The 26,987-nt window shown below is 69.0% G+C and carries 18 protein-coding genes and 3 pseudogenes; 17 read left to right on the forward strand and 4 right to left on the reverse strand.

All coding sequences use genetic code 11. The features are described from left to right. Window positions 1–19 precede the first annotated feature (19 nt). The 5 genes and pseudogenes from V8690_RS28050 (at window position 20) to V8690_RS28070 (ending at window position 4,571) form a co-directional block, all read left to right on the forward strand. On the forward strand, window positions 20–946 hold the full coding sequence (locus tag V8690_RS28050; RefSeq protein ID WP_338782851.1) for an ABC transporter permease: 927 nt from the start codon (window positions 20–22) through the stop codon (window positions 944–946). Next, window positions 939–1,907 (forward strand): ABC transporter permease, encoded by a 969-nt coding sequence (locus tag V8690_RS28055; protein WP_338782852.1) that lies wholly within the window; start codon window positions 939–941, stop codon window positions 1,905–1,907. Before V8690_RS28050 ends, V8690_RS28055 begins: the two co-directional genes overlap by 8 nt. A gap of 11 nt (window positions 1,908–1,918) precedes the next feature. After that, window positions 1,919–2,977: an ABC transporter ATP-binding protein gene (locus V8690_RS28060; protein ID WP_338782853.1), complete on the forward strand. Its 1,059-nt coding sequence runs from the start codon at window positions 1,919–1,921 to the stop codon at window positions 2,975–2,977. Continuing rightward, complete coding sequence (locus tag V8690_RS28065; protein ID WP_338782854.1) at window positions 2,970–4,118, forward strand: dipeptide ABC transporter ATP-binding protein; 1,149 nt, start codon at window positions 2,970–2,972, stop codon at window positions 4,116–4,118. The genes V8690_RS28060 and V8690_RS28065 overlap by 8 nt, the downstream gene beginning before the upstream one ends. 64 nt (window positions 4,119–4,182) lie before the next feature. Beyond that, a pseudogene (locus V8690_RS28070) lies at window positions 4,183–4,571 on the forward strand (VOC family protein). A 149-nt stretch (window positions 4,572–4,720) separates the two neighbouring features. On the opposite strand, the gene V8690_RS28075 reads toward V8690_RS28070, so the two are convergent. Next, window positions 4,721–6,844, reverse strand: a complete 2,124-nt coding sequence (locus V8690_RS28075) for a prolyl oligopeptidase family serine peptidase (protein WP_338782856.1) — start codon at window positions 6,842–6,844, stop codon at window positions 4,721–4,723. Window positions 6,845–7,024: 180 nt separating this feature from the next. On the opposite strand from V8690_RS28075, the gene V8690_RS28080 reads away from it, so the two are divergent. From V8690_RS28080 to V8690_RS28095, 4 genes are all read left to right on the forward strand, one after another. After that, window positions 7,025–7,219 carry a hypothetical protein gene (locus tag V8690_RS28080; RefSeq protein WP_338782857.1) on the forward strand — a complete coding sequence of 65 codons (195 nt, stop codon included), beginning with the start codon at window positions 7,025–7,027 and terminating at the stop codon, window positions 7,217–7,219. A gap of 142 nt (window positions 7,220–7,361) precedes the next feature. Further along, window positions 7,362–10,958 (forward strand): DEAD/DEAH box helicase family protein, encoded by a 3,597-nt coding sequence (locus tag V8690_RS28085; RefSeq protein WP_338782858.1) that lies wholly within the window; start codon window positions 7,362–7,364, stop codon window positions 10,956–10,958. Next, window positions 10,955–12,505 (forward strand): restriction endonuclease subunit S, encoded by a 1,551-nt coding sequence (locus V8690_RS28090; protein ID WP_338782859.1) that lies wholly within the window; start codon window positions 10,955–10,957, stop codon window positions 12,503–12,505. Before V8690_RS28085 ends, V8690_RS28090 begins: the two co-directional genes overlap by 4 nt. Beyond that, the gene (locus V8690_RS28095) at window positions 12,502–14,097 is read left to right on the forward strand and encodes a class I SAM-dependent DNA methyltransferase (protein ID WP_338782860.1); all 1,596 of its coding nucleotides are present in this window, start codon (window positions 12,502–12,504) and stop codon (window positions 14,095–14,097) included. Before V8690_RS28090 ends, V8690_RS28095 begins: the two co-directional genes overlap by 4 nt. A 4-nt stretch (window positions 14,098–14,101) precedes the next feature. Here the strand turns inward: V8690_RS28095 and V8690_RS28100 are convergent, their stop codons facing one another. Further along, window positions 14,102–14,311, reverse strand: a complete 210-nt coding sequence (locus V8690_RS28100; RefSeq protein WP_338782861.1) for a DUF397 domain-containing protein — start codon at window positions 14,309–14,311, stop codon at window positions 14,102–14,104. Further along, window positions 14,308–15,183 (reverse strand): helix-turn-helix transcriptional regulator, encoded by an 876-nt coding sequence (locus V8690_RS28105; RefSeq protein WP_338782862.1) that lies wholly within the window; start codon window positions 15,181–15,183, stop codon window positions 14,308–14,310. The genes V8690_RS28100 and V8690_RS28105 overlap by 4 nt, the downstream gene beginning before the upstream one ends. 156 nt (window positions 15,184–15,339) lie before the next feature. Between V8690_RS28105 and V8690_RS28110 the strand changes: the two genes are divergently transcribed. Both V8690_RS28110 and V8690_RS28115 read left to right on the forward strand, forming a co-directional pair. Further along, the gene (locus V8690_RS28110; protein WP_338782863.1) at window positions 15,340–15,807 is read left to right on the forward strand and encodes an ATP-binding protein; all 468 of its coding nucleotides are present in this window, start codon (window positions 15,340–15,342) and stop codon (window positions 15,805–15,807) included. A 280-nt stretch (window positions 15,808–16,087) separates the two neighbouring features. After that, window positions 16,088–19,630, forward strand: a complete 3,543-nt coding sequence (locus tag V8690_RS28115; protein WP_338782864.1) for a WD40 repeat domain-containing protein — start codon at window positions 16,088–16,090, stop codon at window positions 19,628–19,630. 8 nt (window positions 19,631–19,638) lie between these two features. Here V8690_RS28115 and V8690_RS28120 read toward each other — a convergent pair whose 3' ends face one another. Further along, the gene (locus V8690_RS28120; RefSeq protein WP_338782865.1) at window positions 19,639–19,938 is read right to left on the reverse strand and encodes an NIPSNAP family protein; all 300 of its coding nucleotides are present in this window, start codon (window positions 19,936–19,938) and stop codon (window positions 19,639–19,641) included. Between the two features lie 303 nt (window positions 19,939–20,241). Here V8690_RS28120 and V8690_RS28125 point away from each other — a divergent pair, with 303 nt between their 5' ends. The 6 genes and pseudogenes from V8690_RS28125 to V8690_RS28150 all read left to right on the forward strand — a co-directional run bounded on the left by V8690_RS28125 (window position 20,242) and on the right by V8690_RS28150 (window position 26,801). Further along, window positions 20,242–21,186, forward strand: coding sequence for a helix-turn-helix domain-containing protein (locus V8690_RS28125; RefSeq protein ID WP_338782866.1), 945 nt, complete (start codon window positions 20,242–20,244; stop codon window positions 21,184–21,186). A gap of 52 nt (window positions 21,187–21,238) precedes the next feature. Continuing rightward, the gene (locus V8690_RS28130; RefSeq protein ID WP_338782867.1) at window positions 21,239–21,865 is read left to right on the forward strand and encodes a Uma2 family endonuclease; all 627 of its coding nucleotides are present in this window, start codon (window positions 21,239–21,241) and stop codon (window positions 21,863–21,865) included. 127 nt (window positions 21,866–21,992) lie between these two features. Continuing rightward, complete coding sequence (locus V8690_RS28135; protein ID WP_338782868.1) at window positions 21,993–22,655, forward strand: hypothetical protein; 663 nt, start codon at window positions 21,993–21,995, stop codon at window positions 22,653–22,655. Window positions 22,656–22,704: 49 nt separating this feature from the next. Beyond that, window positions 22,705–23,563 (forward strand): annotated as a pseudogene (mshB, locus tag V8690_RS28140) (N-acetyl-1-D-myo-inositol-2-amino-2-deoxy-alpha-D-glucopyranoside deacetylase). Next, window positions 23,560–23,970, forward strand: a complete 411-nt coding sequence (locus tag V8690_RS28145) for a DUF6113 family protein (RefSeq protein ID WP_338782869.1) — start codon at window positions 23,560–23,562, stop codon at window positions 23,968–23,970. Before mshB ends, V8690_RS28145 begins: the two are co-directional and overlap by 4 nt. Window positions 23,971–24,126: 156 nt before the next feature. Continuing rightward, a pseudogene (locus tag V8690_RS28150) lies at window positions 24,127–26,801 on the forward strand (hypothetical protein). Window positions 26,802–26,987 lie beyond the last annotated feature (186 nt).

Below are 26,987 nucleotides of genomic sequence, written 5' to 3' on the forward strand. Positions count from 1 at the left end.
CACGGCATGGAGGCGCAAGATGGGGCGCTACGCCGCCAGGCGACTGCTCCAGATGATCCCGATCTTCATCGGGACAACTCTGTTGATCTTCCTGATGGTCCACATCCTGCCGGGCGACCCGGTCCGGGCCATCTACGGGGACAAGGCTCCCGATCCCGCACAGATCGCGCAGATCAAGCGCGAGTACGGCTTCGACAAGCCCGTCCTCGAACAGTACGTCCACTACATGTGGAATCTCCTCCAGGGCGACTTCGGCAAGAACCTGGCCGGCCGTCCGGTCACCGAGCTCATGTCCGAGGCCTTCCCGGTGACGCTGCGGCTGACGCTGCTGGCCCTCACCATCGAGATCATCATCGGTGTGGGCCTCGGCGCGTGGGCCGGTCTGCGGGCCGGCAAGGCCGCCGACACCGGCGTGCTGGTCTTCACGCTGACCGTGATCTCCGTCCCGGTGTTCGTCCTCGGCTTCCTCGCCCGGTTCATCTTCGCGGACGAACTCGGCTGGCTGCCGCCCAACGTCCAGGACTCCACGGACTTCTCGCAGTTGTTCCTGCCGGCCTTCGTCCTCGCGATGCTGTCCATGGCGTACGTGGCCCGGCTGACGCGGACGACCTTCGCCGAGAACCTGCGGGCCGACTACATGCGCACCGCGCTCGCCAAGGGCCTGCCCCGGCGCCGGATCATCGGTGTCCACCTGCTGCGCAACTCGCTGATCCCCGTGGTCACCTTCGTCGGCACCGACGTCGGCGGCTTCATCGGCGGCGCGGTCATCACCGAGGGCATCTTCAACATCCAGGGTGTCGGCAACCTCCTCTACAGGGCGATCCAGACGAGCGAGGGCTCGACGGTCACGGGTGTGGTGACGGTGCTCGTCCTCGTCATCCTCCTGATCAACCTGCTCATCGACCTGCTGTACGCGGTCCTGGACCCGAGGATCCGGTATGCCTGACGTGACCAAGGCCCAGACCACCGACGCCGCGACCGTGGACGCCGTGGCCCCGCCGGCCGTCGGCGTACCCGCCGAGGAGAGCGCCAAGAAGCGCGACAGGCCGCGCTCCCTGTGGGGCGACGCCTGGTACGACCTGCGGCACCGGCCCATGTTCTGGATCTCCTCGGTGCTGCTGCTCCTGCTGCTGGTGATCGCCGCGTTCCCCGGCTGGTTCACCAGCGTCGACCCGCGTGACGGCGACCTCGTCCACCACTACCTGGGCAAGCCGCAGCTGGGGCACTTCTTCCAGCCCGACTGGTTCGGCTACGACCAGCAGGGCCGCTCCATCTACGCGCGCGTCATCCACGGCACCCGTGCCTCCATCCTCGTCGGCGTCGGAGTGACCGCCCTGGTCACCCTGCTCGGCGGTCTGCTCGGCATGCTGGCGGGTTACTTCGGCGGGTGGATCGACTCGCTGATCTCCCGGATCGTCGACATCTTCTTCGGCCTGCCGTTCCTGCTCGGCACGATGGTCGTCCTGAACGCCTTCACCGAGCGCAAGGTGTACGTGGTGATCCTGGCCCTGGCCTGCCTGGGCTGGACCTCGATCGCGCGCGTCACGCGCAGCTCCGTGATCACGGCCAAGCAGGCCGACTACGTGACGGCGGCCAGAGCACTCGGCGCCGGCACCACGCGGATCCTGTTCCGCCACGTGATGCCGAACGCCATCGCGCCGACCATCGTCGTGGCCACGATCGCCCTCGGCGGTTACATCTCCGCGGAGGCGACGCTGTCGTTCCTCGGCCTCGGCCTCAGCGACCCGACGATCTCGTGGGGCATCGACATCTCCGAGGGCAGCAAGGTGATCCGGGACAACCCGCACACGCTGCTGTTCCCCGCGGGCATGCTCAGCCTCACGGTCTTCGCGTTCATCATGCTCGGCGACGCGGTCCGCGACGCCCTTGACCCGAAGCTGCGCTGAGGAGGGCGTACGTGACCACCATCGAAGAGACCCGTGACGTGCCCGAGCCGCGAGGCTCGGCCGGGGGCGACGTCCCCCTGCTCGAAGTGCGCGATCTGCACGTCGAGTTCCACACCCGCGACGGCGTGGCCAAGGCCGTCAACGGCGTCAACTACACCGTGAGCTCCGGCGAGACCCTCGCCGTGCTCGGCGAGTCCGGCTCCGGCAAGTCCGTGACCGCCCAGGCGATCATGGGCATCCTCGACATGCCGCCCGGGCGGATCCCCCAGGGCCAGATCCTGTACCGGGGCGAGGACATGCTGACCATGTCCGGCGACGCCCGGCGCCGGATCCGGGGCAGCAAGATCGCGATGATCTTCCAGGACGCGCTGTCCTCGCTGAACCCGGTGCTGTCCGTCGGCTACCAGCTCGGCGAGATGTTCCGCGTCCACCAGGGCCTGAGCAAGAAGGACGCCAAGGCCAAGGCGATCGAGCTGATGGACCGCGTGAAGATCCCGGCCGCGAAGGAACGCGTCGGCGACTATCCGCACCAGTTCTCCGGCGGTATGCGCCAGCGCATCATGATCGCGATGGCGCTCGCCCTGGAGCCGGACCTGATCATCGCCGACGAGCCGACCACGGCCCTCGACGTGACGGTCCAGGCCCAGGTCATGGACCTGCTCGCGGAGCTCCAGCGCGAGTACAACATGGGCCTGATCCTGATCACCCACGACCTCGGCGTCGTCGCCGACGTCGCGGACAAGATCGCCGTGATGTACGCGGGCCGGATCGTGGAGACGGCCCCGGTGCACGAGCTGTACAAGCGGCCCGCGCACCCCTACACCAAGGGTCTGCTCGAGTCGATCCCGCGCCTGGACCAGAAGGGCCAGGACCTGTACGCGATCAAGGGCCTGCCGCCCAACCTGACCCGTATCCCGTCCGGTTGCGCCTTCAACCCGCGCTGCCCGCAGGCGCAGGACATCTGCCGTACGGACGTCCCGCCCCTGCACCCGGTCGCCGAGCGGGACGGCGGCGAGCTCGTCGGCCGCGGCAGCGCGTGCCACTTCTGGAAGGAGACGATCCATGGCTGACCTGGAGAAGACGGACGAGTCCATGGACGCCACTCCCAACGTGACCGGGGTCGAGACGGTCGAGGCCGCGAGCGACGAGGAGGCCGTGGCCGCCATCGAGGCCCCGGTCGAGCGCGGGGAGCCGATCCTTCAGGTGCGCAACCTGGTGAAGCACTTCCCGCTGACCCAGGGCATCCTGCTCAAGCGTCAGATCGGCGCGGTCAAGGCCGTGGACGGGGTCTCCTTCGACCTCTACCAGGGCGAGACGCTCGGCATCGTGGGCGAGTCCGGCTGCGGCAAGTCCACGGTTGCCAAGCTGCTGATGATGCTGGAGACGGCGACCGCGGGCGAGATCTTCTACAAGGGCCAGGACATCACCAAGCTGTCCGGCCGCGCCCTGAAGGCCGTACGACGCAACATCCAGATGGTGTTCCAGGACCCGTACACCTCGCTCAACCCCCGTATGACGGTGGGCGACATCATCGGGGAGCCCTTCGAGATCCACCCCGAGGTCGCCCCGAAGGGCGACCGCCGCCGCAAGGTCCAGGACCTCCTGGACGTGGTCGGCCTCAACCCGGAGTACATCCACCGCTACCCGCACCAGTTCTCGGGCGGGCAGCGCCAGCGCATCGGCATCGCCCGCGGCCTGGCACTCAACCCCGAGATCATCATCTGCGACGAGCCGGTCTCCGCGCTGGACGTGTCCGTCCAGGCGCAGGTCATCAACCTGATGGAGAAGCTCCAGGACGAGTTCAACCTGTCCTACCTCTTCATCGCGCACGACCTGTCGATCGTCCGGCACATCTCGGACCGGGTGGGTGTGATGTACCTGGGCAAGATGGCCGAGATCGGTACGGACACGGAGATCTACGAGCACCCGACCCACCCCTACACGCAGGCCCTGCTCTCCGCGGTCCCGGTCCCCGACCCGGAGTCCCGCGAGGGCCGCGAGCGCATCATCCTCAGCGGCGACGTCCCGTCCCCGGCCAACCCGCCCTCGGGCTGCCGCTTCCGCACCCGCTGCTGGAAGGCCCAGGACAAGTGCGCCCAGGAGGTCCCGCTCCTCGCGGTCCCCGAGCGCTTCAAGGGCGAGGACACCCCGGCCGCCCACGAGTCGGCCTGCCACTTCGCCGAGGAGAAGGACGTGGTCCACGCGGCCTGACCGAACCGTCCCGGTTCCCGGCATCCCCCAGGGGTGCCGGGATCCGGCGTTCGAGGCTCCCGACATGCTGCATCACATCGAACTGTGGGTTCCCGACCTGCCCCGGGCGGTCCACGAGTGGGGCTGGCTCCTGGGCTGCCTCGGCTACGACCCGTACCAGGAGTGGGAGCACGGCCGCAGCTGGCGGCTCGGCCCGACCTACCTCGTCGTGGAACAGTCACCGGCGATGAGCGCCGCCGGGCACGACCGTATGCGGCCGGGGCTCAACCACCTCGCGTTCCACGCGGGACCTGCCGCGCGGGTCGACGCACTGGCCGCCGAGGCCCCCGCGCACGGCTGGACCCCTCTCTTCCCCGACCGCTATCCGCACGCCGGTGGCCCCGGGCACTACGCGGCCTACCTCGCGAGCACCACGGCTTCGAAGTGGAGCTCGTGGCCTTCGGGAGCGCATAGCCCCGCAAACCCCCGCGAACTGCGTTAACACGCAGGCAACTTCGCCGACCCGATCCCGATATACGGACGCGTCAGGCTGAACAGCGTACGGCCGTGCGGGTGCCGTAAACGGGCCGGGGCGCGCCATGTCGCCCCGGCCCGTTGCATGCTCAGGCGCCGGTGATCCCCAGGGACCGCTTCAGGAAGTCGACCTGGAGCAGCAGCAGGTTCTCCGCGACCTGTTCCTGCGGGGTGATGTGGGTGACCCCGGACAGCGGCAGCACCTCGTGCGGGCGGCCGGCGGCCAGGAGGGCCGAGGAGAGGCGCAGGGCGTGGGCGACGACCACGTTGTCGTCGGCGAGGCCGTGCACGATCATCAGCGGGCGGTGCGGCTCGGCGGGTGAGGAGAGGCCGTCCGCCGTGACGAGGGAGCTCCTGGCGTACGCGTCCGGGTGCTCGGCCGGATCCCCCAGGTAGCGCTCCGTGTAGTGCGTGTCGTACAGGCACCAGTCCGTCACCGGCGCGCCCGCGATCCCCGCGTGGAAGACGTCCGGCCGGCGCAGCACCGCGAGGCCGGCCAGCCAGCCGCCGAAGGACCAGCCGCGGATCGCCACCCGGGTCAGGTCCAGCGGATACCTCTTCGCGAGGTCCTCCAGGACCTCCACCTGGTCGTCCAGTGACAGCGTGAAGTCGTGGTGGATCCCCTTCTCCCAGGCGGGGGAGCGGCCCGGGGTGCCCCGGCCGTCCGCGACGACCACCGCGAATCCCTGGTCCGCGAACCACTGCGAGGTGAGATGCGGGTTGTGGGCCGCGAAGACCCGCTGCCCGTGCGGCCCGCCGTACGGGTCCATGAGCACCGGCAGGGGGGTGTCATCGGCGTAGTCCCGAGGCATAAGCACGGCGCACGGGATGCGGCGTGCGCCCCCCTCGGTGAGCGTCACGCGGGGGGACATACCAGGATCTTCGGCGTACGAAGGGACGACAACCGTCGGTTTCCCGCCCCGCAGCACCCGCACTCGCGCACCTGGCCGGTCCGGCGTCGCCGAGACCAGAACCGTCACGTCCCCGGCCCGTGCCGCCGAGTGCACGCCCGGCTCCTGCGACACCCGCTCCACACCCAGCTCGTTCACCCGGTACACATGCACCTGGCCCGTCTCCGCCTCGGCGGCCTCCTCGCCCGCGGACGCGGAGATCAGCACGTCGTCGTCGGAGGCGTCGAGCACGGCCCGGACGTGCAACTGCGCTCCCGTGAGCGGCCGGTCCCCGACCGCCAGCACCCGCGCACCGCCCTCGTCCGCGATCCGGACCAACTGCCCGGCCGGACTCCAGCACGGCACCCCGGGGAAAAGATCAAGCCATGTTCGATCTTCGTCGGCGTGCACCATCCGGGTCGCGCCCGATTCCGGGTCCACCGCGAGAATCAGCTGGCTGCGCTGGTCGCGCGCCTGAACGAGCACCAACGGTGCGCCCGCCGCTGACCAGTGCACACGCGCCAGATACGGGTACCTCGCCCGGTCCCAGGCGACCTCCGTACGCACCCCGTCCAGACCGATCACGAACAGCCGTACGTCCGCGTTGCCGGTGCCCGCCGCCGGATATGCCACCCGCTGCGGCTCGCGTTCCGGATGCGCCGGGTCGGAGATCCACCACCGCCCCACCGGCGTGTCGTCCGCGCGCGCCACGAGCAGCCGGTCCGACTCCGGGGCCCACCAGAAGCCGCGCGAGCGCCCCATCTCCTCGGCCGCGATGAACTCGGCCAGTCCATATGAGACATTCTCCGACTCCGGCTCGGCAAGCGCCCGGTCGCCCTCCCCCTCGGCGCCCACCACGCGCAGCGCACCCTGTGCGACGTAGGCGACATGCCGCCCGTCGGGCGACGGACGCGGGTCGATCACCGGCCCGGGCGTGGGCAGTTCACGCGCCGTCCCGGCCCGCAGCTCGGCCGCGAATAGCCGCCCTGACAAGGCGAAAGAGGCCAACTCGACGGCCGTGTCGGTGGCGTACCCGACGATGCCGGCGCCGCCCTCCCGGCTGCGTTCACGCCGGGCGCGTTCCTCGGCCGAGAGGTCCTCCGAGGCGCCGCCCAGCAGGGCGCGCGGGTCGGCGGCCACGCGCTCCCCGCCCTCCTCCGTGTCGAGGACCCACAGCGAGTTCGCCCGGTCCGTACCGGAACCGGAGCGCAGGAACACGACACGCGAACCGTCAGGCGCCACGGTGAACGAACGCGGCGCGCCGAGCGTGAAGCGCTGGGTACGGGCGTGCCGTCGGGGAAAGGAGTCAGGCTCGGTCGTCATGCCCTGACCATATTGGCCATGCGCCCCCTTGTGCGGCCGTGCGCCGATCGATGCGCACGGACGGATAGTTATGATCAATGTCGCATAGTGGGTATGAACCTGCTGGCTGCTGTACGGATTTGATACCCCCATAGTCCGACCCCCCCCCGCGCCCTCGTGGATCTTTGGAGGTGAGCCGCCGTGGCACTCTCGATTTCGGCGGTGGTGCTGCTGGCGATCATCGTCTTCCTGCTCATCAAGAAGTCAGGACTGAAGGCCGGGCACGCGATCGTGTGCATGCTGCTCGGCTTCTACCTCGCCTCCTCGACCGTCGCTCCCACGATCAAGGAGCTGACGACCAACATCGCGGGCATGATCGGCAGCATCAAGTTCTGACGTCGCGTCTCCCGGCCGGGGACCGGCGAAGACCCGGGTCCCGGCCGGAGTCCATGCCTCGTCTGTCCCGATGCCAGGCTTTCCCGAGTCGGGTTCCGTAAGCTTGGCGGGCGGGCACGAACGAGGGGCAAGGGGACGGCGCGTGGACGACGAGAGCGTGGACAGGCGACTTCGGGAGCAGGCGAAGGCGTCCCCCAACTTCGGACGTCTCTACGGGTACCAGCCGCTCCTCGCCATCTACGGCTCGCAGGCCGAGCTCACCGTCCTGACCAATCCGAACGCCGCCTACGTCAGCGCCGGCCAGTTCGGTGAGGTGCTGGCCGAGGAGTTCGTCACGCGGACGGGCACGCGCGTCGAAGGGACGAACCAGGTCGACCGCATCAACGCCCTCACCCGGGCCGGCGTCCTCGTCGGCTGGAGCAGGGACGCCTTCCACAAGCTGCGCCGGGGCCGCAACGACGCTGCGCACAACCACCTCTTCGACACCACCAAGGCCCTGGAAGCCCTGAAGCTGTGCTGGCAGCTGGGCGACCTCTTCGACCGGGCCATGGGCGGCACCCGCGCGGTGACCGCGTTCGTTCCGCCTACTCTGCCTGAGGAGACGCGGGAGACCGATCCCCAGGAGATCGCGGAGCTGCGTGAGGCGCTGGAAGGGCACCGGCGGACGCTCGCCGAGTCCCGCGTCAAGCTGTCTGAGGTCGGGGACCGCCTGGAAGCCGAGCGCCGGGCCCGCGCCGAGGCGGAGAAAATCATCATTAGTGCGGAACAGGCGAAGGCCACGTACACCGCGCAGATCGAGGAGTTGCAGGCACAGATCGCCGAGCTGCGGACGGCACATCAGCAGCGGTACGACGTGGAGCGTCTCAAGCCGCGCCCGGTGGCCTCCGCCGCCCGCGACGCCATCGTGGAGCGCGCCCAGCGTCCCACCCCGCTCAACGAGGTGCAGGCACGGAAGAGGATCGACGCCATGCTGTCCAAGGCGGGCTGGGTCATCCAGGACAAGGCAGACGCCAACCCGCTGGCGGGCACGGGCGTCGCGATCAGGGAGTTCACCCTCGCCACCGGCCGCGCCGACTATGTCCTCTACGTCGACGGGAAGATCGTCGGCGTCATCGAGGCCAAGCGTGAGGGCACTCCCCTGGCCGGCGCCCTCGCCCAGAACGAGCGGTACGCGGCGGGCGTGCTCAAGGAACACGCGATGGCGGTGTGGCGCCGCGACGAACCCTTCGCCTTCCGCTACGCCACCACCGGCACCGAGACGTTCTTCTTGAACCGCGTCGACCCGGACGCCCGCTCCCGCGAAGTCTTCGCGTTCCACCGCCCCGAAACCCTCGCCGCGTGGATGCGGCACGCCGACGAGCACCAGGACGCGCCCACCTTCCGGGCGGCCCTGCGCACGAGCATGCCGCTGCTGGAGACTCACGGCCTGCGCATGGCTCAGGTCGAGGCGATCACGCGCCTGGAAGACTCCCTGGCCGCCGACCAGCCGCGCGCCCTGATCCAGATGGCCACCGGTGCAGGCAAGACGTTCACGGCTGTCACCGAGGCCTACCGGCTGCTCCGGTACGCCGGCGCCCGCCGGATCCTCTTCCTCGTCGACCGCAACAACCTCGGCCGCCAGGCCCGTGCGGAGTTCGACAAGTACCGCACGCCGGACGAGAACCGGAAGCTCACCGACCTCTACAACGTCGACATGCTGGGCCGAGGAGGTCTCCAGGCGACGTCGTCGGTCGTCATCTCGACGATTCAGCGGATGTACTCGCTCCTCAAGGGAGAGCAGTTGTCCGAGGGGGCGGAGACTGAGGACCGCGAGGACGAGGCAGCGTCGCCCCTGGACGATTCCTACGTGACGGACGAGCCGATCACCGTCGAATACAACGCCGATGTCCCGATCGAGTCCTTCGACGTGATCGTCATCGACGAGTGCCACCGCTCCATCTACGGCCTGTGGCGCGGCGTCCTGGAGTACTTCGACGCCCACCTCGTGGGTCTCACCGCCACGCCCACGCGTCAGACCAAGGGCTTCTTCGACCACAACGAGGTCTCCCGTTACACCTACGAACAGGCGGTCGCCGACGGCGTCAACGTCGACTTCGATATCGCGCGCATCGTGACCGACCTGCGGGAAGAGGGCGTCGTCGCGAGGATCGAGGCGGGGACGACGGTACGGATCCGCGACCGGCAGACCCGCAGCCAGCGCTACGAGGAACTGGACGAGGACTTCACTTACACCGCACCGCAGATCGGCCGCACGGTCATCACGGAGGACGAGGTCCGTGCCGTGCTGACGACCTACCGGGACAACTGGCAGCGGTGGTTCCCCGAACGGGCCGAAGTCCCCAAAACCCTGATCTTTGCGGGCCCGTACGACGATCACGCCGACGAGGTGCTCAAGCAGGTCAAGCAGATCTTCGGCCGGGGCGACGACTTCGCCAAGAAGATCACCTACAAGTCCCGCGACAACGGCGACGACCCCGAGGCCCTCATCAACGACCTGCGCAACTCGCCCCGGCTGCGGATCGCCGTCACCGTCGACATGATCGCCACGGGTACGGACGTGAAGCCGCTGGAGTGCGTGATTTTCCTGCGTCCGGTGAAAAGCCCGGTGATGTTCGAGCAGATGAAAGGGCGCGGCGCCCGTTCCATCGACGCGGACGAACTGAAGGCGGTCACCCCGGAGGCGGCGCCCGATCTGAAGAAGGACCGTTTCGTCCTCGTCGACGCGGTCGGAGTCACCGACTCCCCACTCGTGGACGCCCGGCCGCTGATCCCGGCGGGCGCGCATCGCGGCATCCCGCTGGCCAAGCTCCTCGACAAGGCGGGCACGCGGTCCCTGACGGCCGACGAGGCGGAGGTCTTGGCCCGCCGCCTGGCCCGCATCGACCGCCAGCTCGGCAAGGAGGAAAGGGACCTGATTACCCAGACCTCCGAGGGCGTGAGCCTCGCCGACCTGGCCCGCCGCATCACGGACGCGGTGGACGTCGACACCCAGGACCGGGCCCGGCACGAGGGCGGTCCCGAGCTCGCGGAGAAGCTCGTCCAGGACGCAGTGGCCCCACTCACCGCCCGCCCCGCACTGCGCAAGCTGATCCTGGAGATCCGTCACCAGCAGGACCTGACCTACGACGAGACGACCGAGGTCAAGGTCACCGAGCTGCGCGAGATTCCGATGGAGGAGCGTGCGCAGAAGGAGCTGTCCGAGTGGAACGAACTGCTGGAGAAGGAGCAGCGGGACGAGAACGCGGCGATACAGGTCGCACTGGGGAGCGGGGCGCGGCTCGCTCCCGGTGAGGCGCGGGCCGCGCTGAAGGAACTCGCCGGCCGCATCAAGGCGACGAAGCGTTCATGGACGACGGCGGTCCTGTGGGACTACTACGAGCAGGTCGGCAAGGCGGCAGCCAGTCCGGGCAAGGAGGCGGGCCTCGGTGACCTGGTGCGGCTCATCCGCTATGAGCTGGGCGCGGACGACGAGCTGAGGCCGTACCGTACGGTGGTCGAGGAGCGCTTCGAGGGCTGGCTGCTGCGGCAGCGGCAGGCGGGGGTGGAGTTCACCGAGGATCAGCTGTGGTGGCTGGAGCGGATAAAGAACGCCATTGCCGTCGATGTCGGCATAGAGCCGGGGGACTTCGGCCACGCGCCCTTCTCGGAGCGCGGTGGAGGCCGGGGCTTCATGCAGGCGTTCGGGGACAAGGACCGGGCGTTGGAACTGTTGGATGAGCTGAATCAGGAACTGGCTTGAGCGAGAACGGCGGCGTGGACGGGGAGAGGGAACTTCCGGCGGGGTGGGCTTGGGCCAAGCTGGGGGAGATCGCTGATACGTCGCTCGGCAAGATGCTGGACAAGAAGCAGTCCACTGGTGAGAATCCGACGCCATACTTGCGCAACGTCAATGTTCAGTGGGGTGAGATTGACACCGTCGACCTCTTGACGATGGACATCGAACCTGATGACCTCGACCGCTTCACGGTTTCCAAGGGTGACTTGGTGGTCTGCGAGGGCGGGGAGATCGGACGTTGCGCTATCTGGAACCGGGAAGAGCCCATTGCATATCAGAAGGCCCTGCATCGGGTGCGGGCGTCAGAGGCGCTAGACACCCGCTACCTGCGCTACTACCTGGAATACGCGGCATCTTCTGGGAAGCTGGCGAGGTTCGCTACAGGGAGCACTATCAAGCACCTGCCGCAACAGCGACTGCGTGAAGTTCCGGTTCCTGTGCCACCGCTCGCCGAGCAGCACCGGATCGTCGAAGCACTGGAAGAGCAGCTGTCGCGGCTTGATAAGGCGAAGGCTCAAGTCAAGGTGATCGATGTCAGGGCGGAGAAGCTTGTTGCCCGCTGTATCGACGACCTGGCCTTGGGGGAAGGTTGGAGGAATCGCGAGCCGCTGACTGCGGACTCTTTGCTGCAACTCGGCCCCTCCAAGACAAATAGGATTCGGTACGAAGCTCTTCCGCAGTTGCCGCCGGAGTGGAGATGGCGAAGGGCCGAAGAGGTGTGCGTGAAGATTTTTTGCGGTTCGACACCCAAAGCGCACCTCATGCACCCTGGTTCCGGGGATGTGCCATTCCTCAAGGTTTACAATATCGCAAGGAAGGGTGGTATTGACTTTTCCGTTAACCCAACCTTTGTTGACGTTGAGACGCATGAAGGCTTGCTAAAGCGATCATGCGTGAAGCCTGGAGACGTTGTAACGAATATCGTCGGACCGCCACTGGGGAAGACGGCTCTGATTCCGGCAATATATCCGGAGTGGAATATCAATCAGGCGATTGTTGCCTTCCGTGGGGATGATTCAGTAACTCCGGATTGGCTGGCCTTGGTGCTGAGATCGTCCAAGATCTTGGGTATGCTCCAGTCCACAGCCAAGGCAACAGCCGGTCAGTTTAACGTGGCGCTATCAACGTGCCGTGACCTGCCCATTCCTGTTCCACCAGCAGTAGTGCAGCAGGAGGTCGCGGCGCGTGCGCAGGAACTCGTAGAAGGAATCGAGCGTCTGGGGCTAACTGTCTCCGCAGCGCACTGTCGAGCGGATCTCCTGCACCGCGCTGTATTGCGCAAGGCTTTCAGTGGTGACCTCGTGCCGCAAAATCCCGAAGACGAACCAGCCGCTGTGCTCCTAGCGTCAATTGCTGACGAGTATGCGGCGAAGCCGAAGGGCAAGCGTCCGCGCAAGGCCACGGATAGGAAGCTGGCCAAGGCACCTGCACCCCGCGCTGCCGAAGACCGCCGTATCCCCGAATCAACCCCCGCCCCAGCCCTCGCCGTACAGCAGGAGTTCGAGCTGTGACCGCCCCAGTAGACGCCCAGCAGCCCGCCCCTGAGCCGGTCAAGACGGCCAAGGCGGTCGCCCAGACCAACACACTCGTCGCCAAGCTCTGGAACTACTGCAACGTCCTCCGGGACAACGGCATGTCCACCATTGAGTACGTCGAGCAGCTCTCCTACCTGCTCTTCCTCAAGATGGTCGACGAGATGGAGAACGACCCCTGGGACGGGCGGGACATGAGCGCCATCGTCCCTGCCGAGTACAACTGGCAGTCCCTCGTCACCAAGCGCGGCCCCGAACTCGAACTGCACTACCGGGCCGTCCTGGAACACCTGGGCCGTCGCCCCGACACCACCATCGGGACGATCTTCGCCGACGCCCAGAACCGGATCACCAAGCCCGCCCTCCTCGAAAAGCTGGTCGTCGACCTGATCGGCCGCGAGGACTGGATGGTCACGGGCACGGACCTCAAGGGTGACGCCTACGAGGGGTTGCTCGCCAAGGGCGCCTCGGACACCAAGACCGGCGCCGGCCAGTACTTCACGCCCCGGCCCCTCATCGACGCCATGGTCGACGTCATGCAGCCCGGTCCGGAGGACACGATTACCGACCCGGCCTGCGGCACCGGCGGCTTCCTCATCGCGGCCCACGCATACATCCGCGATCACCACATGAAGACCATGTCGCTGGACGACCGCAAGGCCTACGACGAGGGTCGCAAGATCTGGGGCAACGAACTCGTCACCGGCACCGCCCGCCTCGCCGCGATGAACATGCTCCTCCACGGCATCGGAAAGAGCGACGGCCCGAGCCTGATCACCGTCGGTGACGCCCTCGCCGACAAGCCCAGCGGCAAGCACGCCACTCTCGTCCTAGCGAACCCTCCCTTCGGCCGCAAGTCCGCGATCACCGTGATCGGCCAGGACGGCGACGTCGAGAAGGAGGACATCCAGTACGACCGTGACGACTTCACCGCCACCACCACGAACAAGCAGCTCAACTTCCTGCAACACATCATGTCGCTCACGGCGGTCGGCGGACGTGCCGCCGTCGTCCTGCCGGACAATGTCCTCTTCGAGGGCGGCGCAGGTGAGAGGGTCCGCCGCAAGCTGCTGGACGAGTTCGACCTGCACACCATCCTGAGGCTGCCCACCGGCATCTTCTATGCGGGCGGCGTCAAGGCCAACGTCCTCTTCTTCGAGAAGAAGCCCCCGCGCGCCGACGGCAAGCCCCACACCACCGAAACGTGGGTCTACGACTTCCGCACCGGCCAGCACTTCACGCTCAAGCAGCGCCCGCTCACCCGCGCCCACCTGGACGACTTCGTGGCGGCCTACCGACCGGGTGAGCCCCGCTCCTCCCGCGTCGAGTCGGAGAACGAGAACGAGCCGTTCAAGAAGTTCACCTACGAGGAACTGATCGCCCGCGACAAGGTCAACCTCGACATCACGTGGATGAAGGACCCTGCCCTCGACGACGCTGACAGCGGCCTGTCGCCCGAGGTGATCGCCGAGGAGATCGTCCGTGACCTCCAGTCCGCCCTGAACGAGTTCACGGCCATCGCCCGTTCCCTGGGTGGTGACGTGGACGTACCGGAGGTCGAGGTCGAGTAGCCGTTCAGCCCTTGGACGCGTACGTCACGAAGTCGGCCCATGCCACGGGTGAGAGCTGGAGGCGGGGGCCGACAGTGTGCTTGGAGTCCCGGACGTGGATGGTGGTCGGGGTGTTGGCGACCTCGACACAGTCGTTCGGGTTGCTGGTGTCGCTGTAGCTGCTCTTGAACCACACGAGTTCGGAAACGTCGTCGGCGGAGGCCTTGCGGATCATGTCTCTCCCAGCAGTTGCTCGATGAAAGCCTTTGACTCCCGTGCGGTCAGAGCCTCGGCCCGGATGATGCCATAGCGCAGTTCGAGGATTCGCACCTGCCTCGGGTCGTGGACGGGGCGGCCGTTGAACTCGTCGTCCATACGTCCAAACGCCGTCCCGTCACCGAACTTCAACACCTGGATCCGTCCTCCTGAACCAGGGTGGTCCCAGCGGTCCATCGGCATCACCTGAATTTCGACGTTCCGCAACTGGCCGACTTCCAGGAGGTGTTCAAGCTGCTTGCGCTGCACCATCTTGCCCCCGATCGGGCGCCGCAGTGTCGTCTCTTCCAGGACGAAGCTGAGCTCGGGGCCCGGTGAGCGCTCATAGATCGCCTTTCTGGCCATGCGCGCGGCCAACGCCTTCTCCAACTGCTCGTCCGGGGGCGTGGGGCGGCGCGTCATCAGCAGTGCCCGCGCGAACTCCCTTGTCTGAAGAAGGCCGTGCAGGGCGTGGCTGCCGTACGAGAGCAGCTCGACCGCCTTTGCCTCCAGGTCGGCCAAGTCCCGCACCTTCTTCGGGTACCGAACCTTCTTCACGTCCTCCTTCATCGCCGAGAGCAGCCCACCAGCGCCCAACACCTCGTCGGCCATGTCCAGATACTCGGGCTGTGGGATCCGCTTCCCGGCCTCGATCTTGTACACCATGTCCTCGCCGTACCCCACCGCCTCCCCGAACTCGGCAGCCCGCATCCCCACGGCCTCCCGCCGCAGCTTCAGCTGCCGCCCAACGGTCGCGATGACCGCCAGCCCCCATTCGTCATCCGGATCCACCTCCCAACCCGGTTCGTCCGCCTCGGTCTTGAGCCGCCTTACCTCACCGTCCACCGACATGCTGTGCCCCTCCGTCGTACGGCCTTACTGACCCGCCTCGTACCCTTCCAGCCCGTTCCGACAGGCCCGGACACCACCGGACAAGCCGCGGGCAGTCACCGTACGCAACGGCGTCGTCACTGTTCACGGTAAGTGCACTCCGCCACGCTGAGTGACGTGAATCAAGAAACCGCCACCCCCGAAATTCAACTCGGCACACCGATCCGCAATTTCAGCGTTCAGTTGTCACCCACGCGCCGCGGAGCCCGCCTCGCCCGACTGCTCGCCACCGAGCAGCTCCGCTCCTGGAGCCTCCCCTTGGACCCGGCGGCGCACATCGTGGCCGAGCTCGCCGCCAACGCCGCCGCGCACAGCCGTGTCACTGGACGGGACTTCCGGCTCACCCTCTACGTCGTCGGCGACACCTTGCGCATTGAGGTCACCGACACTCGGGGTGACCGCCTCCCGCGGTTGCAACACTCCACCCCGCATGCCGAGGCCGGCCGAGGCCTCGTCCTCGTCGACGCGCTCGCAGACCGCTGGGGCACGGCCCCTGGGCCGTACCCGCGTAAGACGGTGTGGGCCGAGTGCGAAGTCGGTCCGCCACCGGAACCCGCCTGCCCGTGCCCCGTGCCACGACGGTGAGAAGAAGCTCACCTACCCCGCCCCTGCCGCCCGCAGCTCACACCCTCACCGACCCCCGCCGGGGCGGAAGAGCCGTGACTCCGCATGGCCGAAACGCATGCGCACCGTTGAACGCATCTGAGATGCCCCAGAAGATGGTCACGAGCGCCCTGCCTCACCGATCCACGGGGGTCCGGGACGAATGACACGGTGCCGGCGTTTAGAGGTCGGTGGGAGCGGAGGCTGAGCGGGTGCTGGCGGGTGGCGGCGCGGTCGTGAGCGGTGGCCGATGAGGAACCGTATGCAGGTCGCGCTTCAGATCATGCTGGCGCTGGTCGCCTGCTTGCTCGGGATCGCTACCAACTACGCGACCAGTACCGATGATGTCCCTTGGGCGATGGCGGCGATTCAGCGGTTCTCCGTTCCGGCCATCGGAGTGCTGATCGTGGCACTTGTGATCGGGCAGGTCGTTGTCTACCGGCTGGAGAACCCCGCACCGCCTCGGGTCGAGTGGCCGCGTGACCGGGTTCCGTACCCGGGCCTCGACGCCTTCGACGAGGACGAGGCGCCCGTCTATTTCGGCAGGGAGGCACAGGCGGCCGAACTGACGCGCAGGCTGCACGCCACCGCGACCCACCCCGCTGATCGGTTCCTGTTGCTGGTCGGGGCGTCCGGAAGCGGAAAGTCCTCGCTGGTCAGGGCAGGGGTGATGCCTCGGCTTCGGGAGCGCCGCTGGACCGTCGTACCGGCCTTCGCTCCCGGACCCAGCCCGCTGGGCGCCCTCGCGGGTGCGTTGGCGGCCGTCGCCGACGGGCCGGAACCGGCGAGTGCCGTACTGCGCAGGCTGCGTCAAGGGCCGGACGCGCTGCGAGCCGAGCTGTCGCGGCTGCGTGGCGGCCGGTTCCGACGGGTGCTCCTCGTGGTCGACCAGTTCGAAGAGGTCGTCACCCTGGCGGGGGAGCGGGAACGCGTCCAGTTCCTCGAAGCGTTGCGGACCTGTGTGGAACAGGATCCGGCGGTGCGCGTGCTGGCCACCCTCAGGGTGGATCTGCTCGGCAGACTTCTCGGCACCGGACAGGCGGAGCTCTTCCAGCACCCCGTCGTCATCGGCACATTGGGCAGAGCGCAACTTGTCGAAGTCGTGGAGCGACCGGGGGCCCTCGTCGGGCTCGGCTTCGAGGCCGGAGTCGTCGACTCCATCGTGAGCGAGACCGGGACGGACGACGCACTTCCGCTGCTCGCCTATCTCCTCCAAGAGCTGTACCTCGCCTCCGGCCCTGGCGGGACGGTGACCGAGGAGCTGTACCGGCGGCTCGGCGGAGTGCCTGGCGCGCTGGCGCGGCAGGCAGACAACACCGTGACCGGGCTCGGTGCAGGCGTGGGCGTCGACGCCGTCCTCCGGGTTCTGCTCCGGTTCGTCACTGTCGAGGGGCAGGAGGTGGCTCGCCGCCATGTACCGCTGTCCGAACTCGACGGACAGGACCGCCATGTCGTCGATGCCTTCGTAGAGGCGCGGCTGCTGCGCACCGACATCACGCACGGCGGCTCCACAACCACCAGTGAGCCCTACGCACAGGTGACGCACGAGGCCCTGTTCCGCCAGTGGGCCCCGTTACGGCAGGAGGTCGAGGCGCGTGCCGAACGACTCCGCGAGCGCGCTGAACTGGAACGGTGGGCGGCCGACTGGGAGCGGGCCGGACGCAGCGACGACTACCTGCTCACCGGGGAACGCCTCAGCGCGGCCCGGCGCTGGCTGGAAGCACTGGAGGAATCCGGGCAGGCGTCCCCACCCGCCCGCGCACTCGTCGAGTCCTCGCAATGCCGCGACCTGACCTTCCTCAGCCGCGTCTCCGACAGCATCGGTCGGCAGGTTCTCCTGAGCGCGGAGGACGAACCGGAGCGTTCCCTGCTGCTGTCGCTCGCCGCGCTCGGCGAATGCACACCCACGCCCTCGGCCAGACGCGGGCTGATGGCGGCGCTGGCGGCAAGTCACGTCCGTGCCCGGCTCGACGGACACACCGACACAGTCCGGCACATCGCCTGGTCCCCCGACGGGCGCATGCTGGCCACGGCGTCCAGGGACGGCACAGCCCGCGTTCACGACGCACCGTCCGGACGCACCCGGCTGGTGCTGCCGTGCGACGGCGTCATGGTCGAGTCCGTTGCCTGGTCGCCGGACTCGACGAGAGTGGCAACCGCCGGCCGTGACCGAGTCGTACGGATCTGGGATGCCGCCTCGGGAGATCCGGTCCGGCTGCTCACCGGAGCTGGGGACCTCAGCAGACAGGTCGCCTGGTCGCCGGATGGCCGGCACGTCGCGGCGAGCTCCAAGGACCGGATCGTCCGGGTCTGGGAGGCCGATAGCGGTCGGGTCGTGTACGAACTGCACGGGCACAGCGATGACGTGTGGGGTGTGGCCTGGGCGCCGGGTGGCGATCGCCTCGCCTCCGCCTCCCACGATCAGACCGCGATCGTGTGGGACCTGACGACCGGGACGGCGGCCACCACACTCACCGGGCACTCGGACTTCGTCGAGGGCATCACCTGGTCACCCGACGGACGGCACATCGCCACCGGCTCCGGGGACCACACCGCCCGCCTCTGGAATGCCAGGACCGGCGACCTGCGCCTGTTGCTGCGAGGACACACCGACTACGTGTGGAACCTGGCCTGGTCGCCAGACGGTCGGATGCTGGCCAGCGCCTCCTCGGACCGCACCGTGCGCATCGTCGACACCGAGGACGCCAAGGTCCTGGCCGTGCTGCGGGGCCACGCGGACACCGTGTGGGGCGTCACATGGTCGCCCTGCGGGACCATGCTCGCCACCAGCTCCACCGACGGCACTGGCATGGTCTGGGACCTGCGCCCGCGTGGTGCCGAGGTCGTACTGGCCGATGGACACCGAGGCCCGGTGAACCGTGCCGCGTGGTCCAGCGATGGCGACCGTTTCGCCACGGCCTCGGACGACGGCACCGTACGGGTGTGGGACGCGGTGACCGGCGCTCCGGCCGGACCGGTGATCGAGCGCGAGGACCGGGTCTGGTCTGTCGCCTGGGCTCCACAGGGGGAACGGCTCGCGTTCAGTACGAACGACGGACTGTTTTGGATAGTCGACGGGCGCGGCAGCACGCTGTTCGAGCGAAACGGCGAGGTCATCGAAGGGTGCGCATGGTCTCCGAACGGCGGCCGGATCGCCACCGGTGGCCACGACGGTGCCGTGCGCGTCCTGTCCGCGCCGGACGGGACCGAGCTGCTGAAACTCACGGAACATCAGGACTGGGTGGGACGCGTGGCTTGGTCGCCGAGCGGTCGTCTGCTCGCCAGCTGCTCCGACGACCGTACGTGTCGACTGTGGGACATCAGGGAGGGGCGGCAGTTCACGGTGCTGCGCGGCCACGACAACTACGTGGAGGACGCGGCCTGGTCTCCGGACGAGACAAGGATCGCCACCGCTTCCGGAGACTGGACCGCTGCTGTGTGGGACGTGGCCACCGGGCGACGCATCGAGGTACTCAAGGGGCACGAAGGACGGCTTCGCGCCGTCGCCTGGTCACCCGACGGCCTGCACATCGCCACGGGCGCCGACGACCGAACTGTACGGGTCTGGTCCGCCACGACCCTTGAAGAGGTCGCCGTCGTAGGTGTGCACCAGGACAAGGTGCTCTCCGTGGCCTGGTCCCCGGACGGCACGCGGCTGCTCACGGCATCAGCCGATGGGACGGCGCGGGTATGGAAGGCGGAGCCCGACTACGACCGGCTGGAGGCCGCTGCCCGGGGGAGGGTTTTCCGTACCCTCACCCACGAGGAACGGCGGCAGCACCTGCTGCCGCTCGACCCTATGTGACGTAGTGATCAGTAGGCCAGCTCGACCGCGCGTTCTTCGGTGCGGACGAGGTAGTCGTCCGGGTTCAGGTCCATCGCTTCGCGCTCGGGCGACGACCAGTACAGCGCGTTGCGCTCGGCGAAGGTCTCCGAGCCCTCGTAGGAGATCAGCCAGAGGAACTGATTGAGCTCACGGTCCACCCACGCTCCTCCGATCGTGAACCCCAACTCCAGTCGCAGCGGGACGATTTCCTCCCGCCACCGCTGCACCCACTCGTCGAGCAGGCCGTCCCGGACCGTGTACGTACGCAGTTGTGTGGTCTTCGGCATGGCAGACATCCTCTCCGAGCGGCGAAGCCGGTGTGCCGCCGGAACCCGAAAGCTCGTGCTTCGGCGAAAGGGGCACTCTCTTTTCCCAAGAACCACGGCGGTGAAAGTACCTCACCAAACCCCACCCCTCCCGCCCGCGACGGCCGCTCACCCGCGCGAGTGAACATCGGCAACTCGACTGGATTCCCAGCCCCTTGCTGGCTCTACGCTCGGCGCAACACAACCACAGACATGCGACGGCCCCCGCCGGGACGGCAATCCCAGTGCGAGGGCCTGACCACCGAGGAAGGTAACAGCTTCCCGATGGGTACCCAGAACCCTAGCGTGCCCCCGCACGCCCAGGCCCGCGTTGCGGGCAACAAGCACTCGAATCGGCGGCCTGGCGGGGCCCACCGCACCGGCGGGCTCCAGCACGACAACACCCGCCACACCACCCGCTTCACGGTGATCGGCAACCACCTGGCTCAGCACAAGGAGCTCTCACTTCTTGCCATCGGGCTCGGCACGCACCTCCAGTCGCTGCCGAAGGGCGCCCCGGCCGACATCAAGACACTCGCCGCCCGGTTCCCCGAGGGAGCCACCCGGATCGCCGCCGCCCTGCGCGAACTGGAGGCTCACGGCTACCTGCGCCGCGAACGCGTCCGCACTTCCACCGGCCGCATCGTGACCCGCACGATCTCGTGCAATCAGCCGGCGGCGGCCCGCCACCGCCCCGAGACTCACGGCCACCCCGAGGCCCGAGCCGCAGCGGCACCGCAGCAGCGTGAGGCATGTGAGGAAACCAGGGCGCACCCCACGCGGGCGGCGCGTGAGAAACGGACGCCCCGCAAGCCACTCCCCGCCGTACCGAGCCCCGCGTACCCAGCCCCCGCGCTGTTTCAAGCCGCCACCGACCTCCTCGCGGACCTCCACCGCCACGACCCCCGACTGCTCCTGTCCACCTGCGACACCGCCCACCTGGCCCCCGGCGTTGCCGCCTGGCTGGAGCGGGACGTCGCCCCCGCAGCCGTACGCCGCGCCCTGAGCACCGACCTGCCGCCCGAGGGCGTGCGCCGCCCCGCCGCCCTCCTGGCCCACCGCCTCGTCGCCCAGCTCCCGCCCCCGGCTCCGTTCCGGGCGCCGGCCGTCGCGACGCCGCCACCGGCACGACACCCGATGCAGAACTGCGACGGCTGCGACCGCGGATTCCGCGCTCCCCGCCCCGGCCGCTGCCGCGACTGCCGCTCCGACCCCCGGGAGGCCGCCTAGCATGAACGTGACGATCCTTGCCCCTGGGCACAGACGACGAGGAGCGAGCGCCATGACCATCGCACCCGGCAACGCGCGGCGGGACGGCTCCCATCTGTACCGGGCCATGAGGGATGTCGTGCAGTCAATGGACGACACCCTTCCCGGGAAGTTCGAAGTCACCAAGGAAGGGATCGTGCACGACATGATGTCGCCGGGAGGCCCGCACGAGGTCACGGCCGCACACGTCAGCCGCCGTCTGGAGAGGGTCATGCCGGACGAGCTGCTGGCCCACAACGGCACGCCCGACGTGGAAGACGTGCCCGAGGGCATCATGCGGCACCCGGATGTGATGGTGATCGCCTGGGCAGACCTCGACGTCGAAGGCTCCGTCGACCCCCGTACGGTCGTCGCCGCCATCGAGATCGTCTCCCGGTCCAACCCGGAGAACGACTGGGTGGGCAAGATGCGGGACTACCCGCTGATCGGCATCCCGATCTACGTGATTTTCGATCCCCGTACCGGCAGCGGTGCCGTCTTCACCGACATCCATTCCACGCCGGAGGGCCCCCGCTACGCGGTGCGCAAGAACTTCGTCTACGGCGAGGACGTCACCATCGGTGAGTGGACCATCCCTACGAGCGGCTTGCCGCGCTACCAGGACGACGGGGTGGATGAGGACGAGTCGCGAGGGGCGTGATCCGGAAACGGAAGGGACAGTTTCGGTCACCTTCGCCCGTGTCACACGTCCTGTCTTGACCCGCCCCCCGGCGACTCCGCGATCGTGCTGGTGAAGATCGTGGCGAAGAGTGATCGTGGGGTTGTGCATGGCTGTTTCCAGACCGCAGACGCGTCAGTTCGAGGCGTTCATGACGAACCTGTCGTACGCCCGGCGCATGGTCGAGGCAGGCCGGATGCTCACGCCCTTCCGGTCGCCCACGATCGACATCGACGACTTCTACCGGGCGGCCTGGGTACAGGCCGTCGCCGCCATCGACCACTGGCTGCACGAGGAGGTGCTGCGCAGGGTGGCCGAACTGACGGCCAAGGACAGCCCGGAGATGCCACCCCAGCTGCGGAGGTACGAACTGCCGCTGCACCGGGTCGAGGCGGTACGGCGGGGTGACGTCACGCTCTCCGAGGCCGTCGCGGAGCACCTGCGCGAGAAGCTCGCCGTACAGGCACTCCAGCACCCCGGGAAGATCTCCGAAGTGCTCAAGCTCGTGACGGAGAAGAAAGTCTGGTACGAGGCGGCGGGATGCATCAACCAGCACTTCTTCCAGGGGCGGACCACATTCGACGAGAAGAAGCTCCGCAGCCGATACCTGGAGATCACCCAGCGCCGCAACAAGATCGCGCACGACGCCGACTTGATCGACGGCGATCTCAAGCAGCGCCGTCCGATCGACGAGGCCGAGGTGACGGACGCCATCGACTGGATTGAGCGGATCGCTCTGGCCATTGCTTACGTGCTCGACGGCGAGGGTTGACGGGCCGGGGCGCGACGAACAGCGGTCCGGTGCCTCGTAGGGTGGTTCCATGACGGAACTGCCCGACCGGCGTCTGCTGCTGGTGCACGCGCACCCGGACGACGAGTCGATCAACAACGGCGCGACCATGGCCAGGTACGCGGCCGAGGGTGCCCACGTCACCCTCGTCACCTGCACCCTCGGCGAACGCGGCGAGGTCATCCCGCCCGAGCTCGCGCACCTGACCGGCCCCGCCCTGGGCCGGCACCGCCGCCAGGAGCTCACCGCCGCCATGGCCGAGCTCGGCGTCCGGGACGTCCGCCTGCTCGGCGGCGCCGGACACTACAGCGACTCCGGAATGATGGGCCTGCCCGACAACGACGACCCCGCCTGCTTCTGGCAGGCCGACGTCGACGAGGCCGCCGCGCACCTCGTCGAGGTGATCCGCGAGGTACGCCCCCAGGTCCTCGTCACCTACGACGACAACGGCGGCTACGGCCACCCCGACCACATCCAGGCCCACCGCGTCGCCATGCGGGCCGCCGAGCTGTCCGCCGAAGGCCAGGCCGATCCCGAAGATCTACTGGAACCGGGCCCCCCGGTCCGTTGTGGAGCAGTCCTTCGCCCGGCTCCGGGAGGAGCTGCCCGGCCTCCCCTTCACCAAGGCGGCCGACGTCGACGACGTGCCGGGCGTCGTGGCCGACGAGCGGATCACCGCCGCGGTCGACGGCACGGCGTACGCCGCCGCCAAGGCCGCCGCAATGCGCGCCCACGCCACCCAGATCACCGTGGCCGGGCCGTACTTCGCGCTGTCCAACGAACTCGCCCAGCCGATCCTCACGACCGAGTACTACGAGCTGGTGCGGGGCGAGCGGGGCTCCGGCGAGCGGGAGACGGACCTGTTCGCCGGTGTCGAGGAGGTCTCATGAGCGACCGGAGTCCGATGCTCGCCCAGCCGATGCGGCCGCCCTCCGCCGGACGGATCGCCGCCTGTGCGGGGTTCTTCCTGCTCGGGGCCGTGGTCGGCGCGGCCGGGGCGCTGGTGCAGCCCGGGTGGTTCCCGGGCGGGCTGCTGCTCGCCCTCGCCGGTGAGGCCGGGCTCGTCCTCGGTGCCGCGCGCGTCACCCGCGGGCGGTCCGGGGGTGTCGCGGCCGCCGCCGGCTGGATGCTCGCCGTCGTCCTGCTCACCGCCAGCCGCCCGGAGGGCGACTTCCTCTTCGCGGCGGGAGGCGGCTCCTATCTCTTCCTGCTCGGGGGCATCGGCGTAGCTGTGATCTGCGCCACCCTCGCCCCGGGGCGGCAACCGGACGGTGACCCCGTCCGACTTGGCAAGTGACGTACCACTTCGCCAGGACGCGCCCGTGGGGGTCCGGTGTGAGTTTCCCCAGCGGTCCTGGGATACGGGTGAGAAGTGGCCAGTATGGTGGTGCGCGCCGCCGAGCCGCCCGCGTGAGGTTGTGTCGGGCGGCGGAGCCAACCGGGAGAACCTGCCTTGAGTCGTGAAACTGACACTCCGTCCTCCGGGCCCAACGGGCGCGGCGGAGCCGCCTACCCGTCGGGTACGCCGCCGTACGGGACCCCGACGGTCTCCGACGGCGGTACGGAAGCGGGCCGTTCGGCCACGCGGCCGGAGGAACGCAAGACCGAGACCACGCTGACGACCCGGATCCGGATCAACATCCCCGGGTCACGGCCCATTCCGCCGGTGGTGGTGCGCAAGCCCGTCGCGGATGCGGAGGGCTCGGGCGACGCCGTGACCGGTACCGGCGCCGGTGCGGGCAACGACGCCACGGCTCCGGGCGCCGTCACGCCCAGGGGCACCGGCACGGTCGAGCCTCCTGCCCAGTCAGCCCAGTCAGCCCAGTCCGCCGAGGACAAGCCGACCAGCGACTGGTTCGCGCCCCGCAAGTCCGGCTCGGGCAAGGCCGGTCAGGGAAGCGGCTCCACCAACGGGGCCGGTCTGCCGGGCGGTTCGGGTCCGGTGGCGGGTGGTTCCGGTGCGGGTGGTCCGGGTGCCGGTGGTACCGGTGCCGGGCGGCCCGGAGGCGTGGTCGGTTCCATGAGCAGGCCGGGCGGCTCCCGGTCCGGCGGCACGAACGGTGCGGGGCTCCCCGGTGGCGCGACCGGCGGCCCCGTCGCGCCCGGGCACGGTGGCGGCACGGGTTCCTTCGACGTCACCGAGGCACTGGCGGCGGGCCCGCTCGGCAACGGTTCGCGTCCCGCCCCGGGCAGTGACGGTGGCGAAACGCGCCGCGACGACCTGCCGTACTTCTCGGAGAACGACCGCCTCGGCGGCCAGGGCGGCTACGGCGGACAGAACGGTCAGGGCGCATCCGACGGCTTCGGCGACGCGGGCGGGCCCGGCGGCACCGGCACACAGGGCCCGGCCTGCCCGACCGCCGGTCCGGTGACCGGGGACGGTCCGATGATCCCACCGGCGGGCGGCCCGGGCGGCTTCAACGAGCCGGGCGGGCCCGGCGGACATGGCGCTTTCGATGAGCCGGGTGGCCCTGGTGGCCCCGGCGCGTTCAACGAGTCTGGTCGCTCCGGCGGCCCCCGCGCCTTCAACGAGCCGGGTGGCCCTGGCGCTCCCGGCGGCTTCGACCAGCCCGGCCGCTCCGGTGGTTTCGGCAGCTTCAGCGAGCCGGGCAGGCCCGGTGGCCCCGGTGCCTTCGACGAGCCCGGCCCCCCCGGCGGCCCCGGTGCCTTCAACGACCCCGGCCGACCGGGCGGCCTCGGCGCACCCGCCGGTCCCGGAGCCATAGGCGGCCCCGCCGGCACGGGCGGACCCGGCGGACCTGCCGGTACGGCCAGCCCCGGGGGTCCTGGCGGACCTGCCGGTACGGGCAACGCCGGAGGCCCTGTCGGCCCCGGCGCCCCCGCGGGTCCCGGTGGCCCCGGCCCCCTCGGCGGCGCCCCCGGCGCTGCCGCTCCCACCGGCCACGGCGCCGCAGGCCACGGCCCCGGGGGCGGGATGAGCGACGACACCGCCATCCTCACCCCGCAGAAGCCGGCCCCGAGCCGGACGGCCAGGGCTACGGCCCCCGGCACGACAACGTCTCCGGGCACACCGTCACCAGCGGCATCCCCGTCGTACCGCCCGGCGCGGCCTCGTCGTACGGCCCGGGCGCGCCCGGTGACGGCCCGGTGCCGCACACGGCCCCGAAGCTGCCCGAGCCGGTCTCCCAGCCCCCGGCGGGCTCCTCGAAGGCGCCGAAGAAGAAGGGGCGCAACAAGCTCGTGCTGCTCGCCGCAGCCGTGGTGGTCGCCGCCGGCGGCGTCTACGGCGCCGGCCTGCTGATGAACCGCACCGACGTGCCCAAGGGCACCACCGTGCTCGGCGTCGACATCGGCGGCACGACCCGTGACGGCGCGGTCAAGAAGCTCGACGACGCCTTCGACGCCCGCGTGGGCAAGCCGCTGAAGCTGTCGGTGGACGGCAGGACCGTGTCCCTCGACCCGGACAAGGCGGGACTCCAGTTCGACATGGACGCCACGGCCGACGCGGCGGCGAAGAGCGACTACAACCCGGTCTCCGTGATCGGCTCGCTCTTCGGCAACCACCGGGTCGTCACGCCCGTCATGCCCGTCGACGAGGAGAAGCTGCACGCCTCCCTGGAGAGCGCGGCCGGCGGCTCCGGCTCGGTCACCGAGGGCACGATCAAATTCGAGCCGGGTAAGGCCCTCCCGGTCTACGGCAAGCCCGGCAAGGGCATCGACGTCGCCAAAGCGACCGCGTCGATCGAGAAGGCGTACCGCACCCAGGTGGAGACCGGCTCGGCCACCTCGGTGGCCATCCCGACGGCCACCCAGCAGCCGAAGATCTCCAACGCCGAGGTCGACCGGATGATGAACAAGTTCGCCAAGCCGGCGATGTCGGGCATTGTCACGGTCGAGGCGGGTGGGGTGGAGGTCAAGTTCAGCCCCCAGAACTCCCTGTGGAGGTTCCTCCGCGTCAAGGCCGTCGACAACAAGCTGGTCGAGTACTACGACAAGGCCGCGCTGAAGGAGCTGTACGGCGGCGCCTACGACGACGTGCTGATCACGCGGGGCAACGGCAAGAAGACTCCCGTGACGCCCGACGACGTCATCGGCGCCATGCGACCGGCCCTGCTCGGCAAGACGGCGGCGGACCGCGTCGGTGTGATCGACACCAACCCCAGTTAGCCGCGAGCAGGTTGAGGGGGCGCCCCGGTTCGTGGCCGGGGCGCCCCCTCAACCCGTCTGACGGGAATCCAGCTGCTTTCGAATGACCGAAACTGATCCCTCCTGCTCTCGTGGGACCGCCTAAGGTCACTCCGACTCCATGGGTCGAACCAAGTTCACCCATGGAGTCGGGGATGCTACGTGCGC

It is taken from the genome of Streptomyces sp. DG1A-41, from assembly GCF_037055355.1.
In the GTDB taxonomy this organism is placed as follows: Bacteria; Actinomycetota; Actinomycetes; order Streptomycetales; family Streptomycetaceae; genus Streptomyces.

Bases quoted from the DNA above. Each gene is read 5' to 3' on its own strand.
- V8690_RS28050 (WP_338782851.1), top strand. From the start codon at position 20: ATGGGGCGCTACGCCGCCAGGCGACTGCTCCAGATGATCCCGATCTTC.
- V8690_RS28055 (WP_338782852.1), top strand. From the start codon at position 939: ATGCCTGACGTGACCAAGGCCCAGACCACCGACGCCGCGACCGTGGAC.
- V8690_RS28065 (WP_338782854.1), top strand. From the start codon at position 2,970: ATGGCTGACCTGGAGAAGACGGACGAGTCCATGGACGCCACTCCCAAC.
- V8690_RS28075 (WP_338782856.1), bottom strand. From the start codon at position 6,844: ATGACGACCGAGCCTGACTCCTTTCCCCGACGGCACGCCCGTACCCAG.
- V8690_RS28100 (WP_338782861.1), bottom strand. From the start codon at position 14,311: ATGATCCGCAAGGCCTCCGCCGACGACGTTTCCGAACTCGTGTGGTTC.
- V8690_RS28105 (WP_338782862.1), bottom strand. From the start codon at position 15,183: ATGTCGGTGGACGGTGAGGTAAGGCGGCTCAAGACCGAGGCGGACGAA.
- V8690_RS28115 (WP_338782864.1), top strand. From the start codon at position 16,088: ATGCAGGTCGCGCTTCAGATCATGCTGGCGCTGGTCGCCTGCTTGCTC.
- V8690_RS28120 (WP_338782865.1), bottom strand. From the start codon at position 19,938: ATGCCGAAGACCACACAACTGCGTACGTACACGGTCCGGGACGGCCTG.
- V8690_RS28125 (WP_338782866.1), top strand. From the start codon at position 20,242: ATGGGTACCCAGAACCCTAGCGTGCCCCCGCACGCCCAGGCCCGCGTT.
- V8690_RS28130 (WP_338782867.1), top strand. From the start codon at position 21,239: ATGACCATCGCACCCGGCAACGCGCGGCGGGACGGCTCCCATCTGTAC.
- V8690_RS28135 (WP_338782868.1), top strand. From the start codon at position 21,993: ATGGCTGTTTCCAGACCGCAGACGCGTCAGTTCGAGGCGTTCATGACG.
- V8690_RS28145 (WP_338782869.1), top strand. From the start codon at position 23,560: ATGAGCGACCGGAGTCCGATGCTCGCCCAGCCGATGCGGCCGCCCTCC.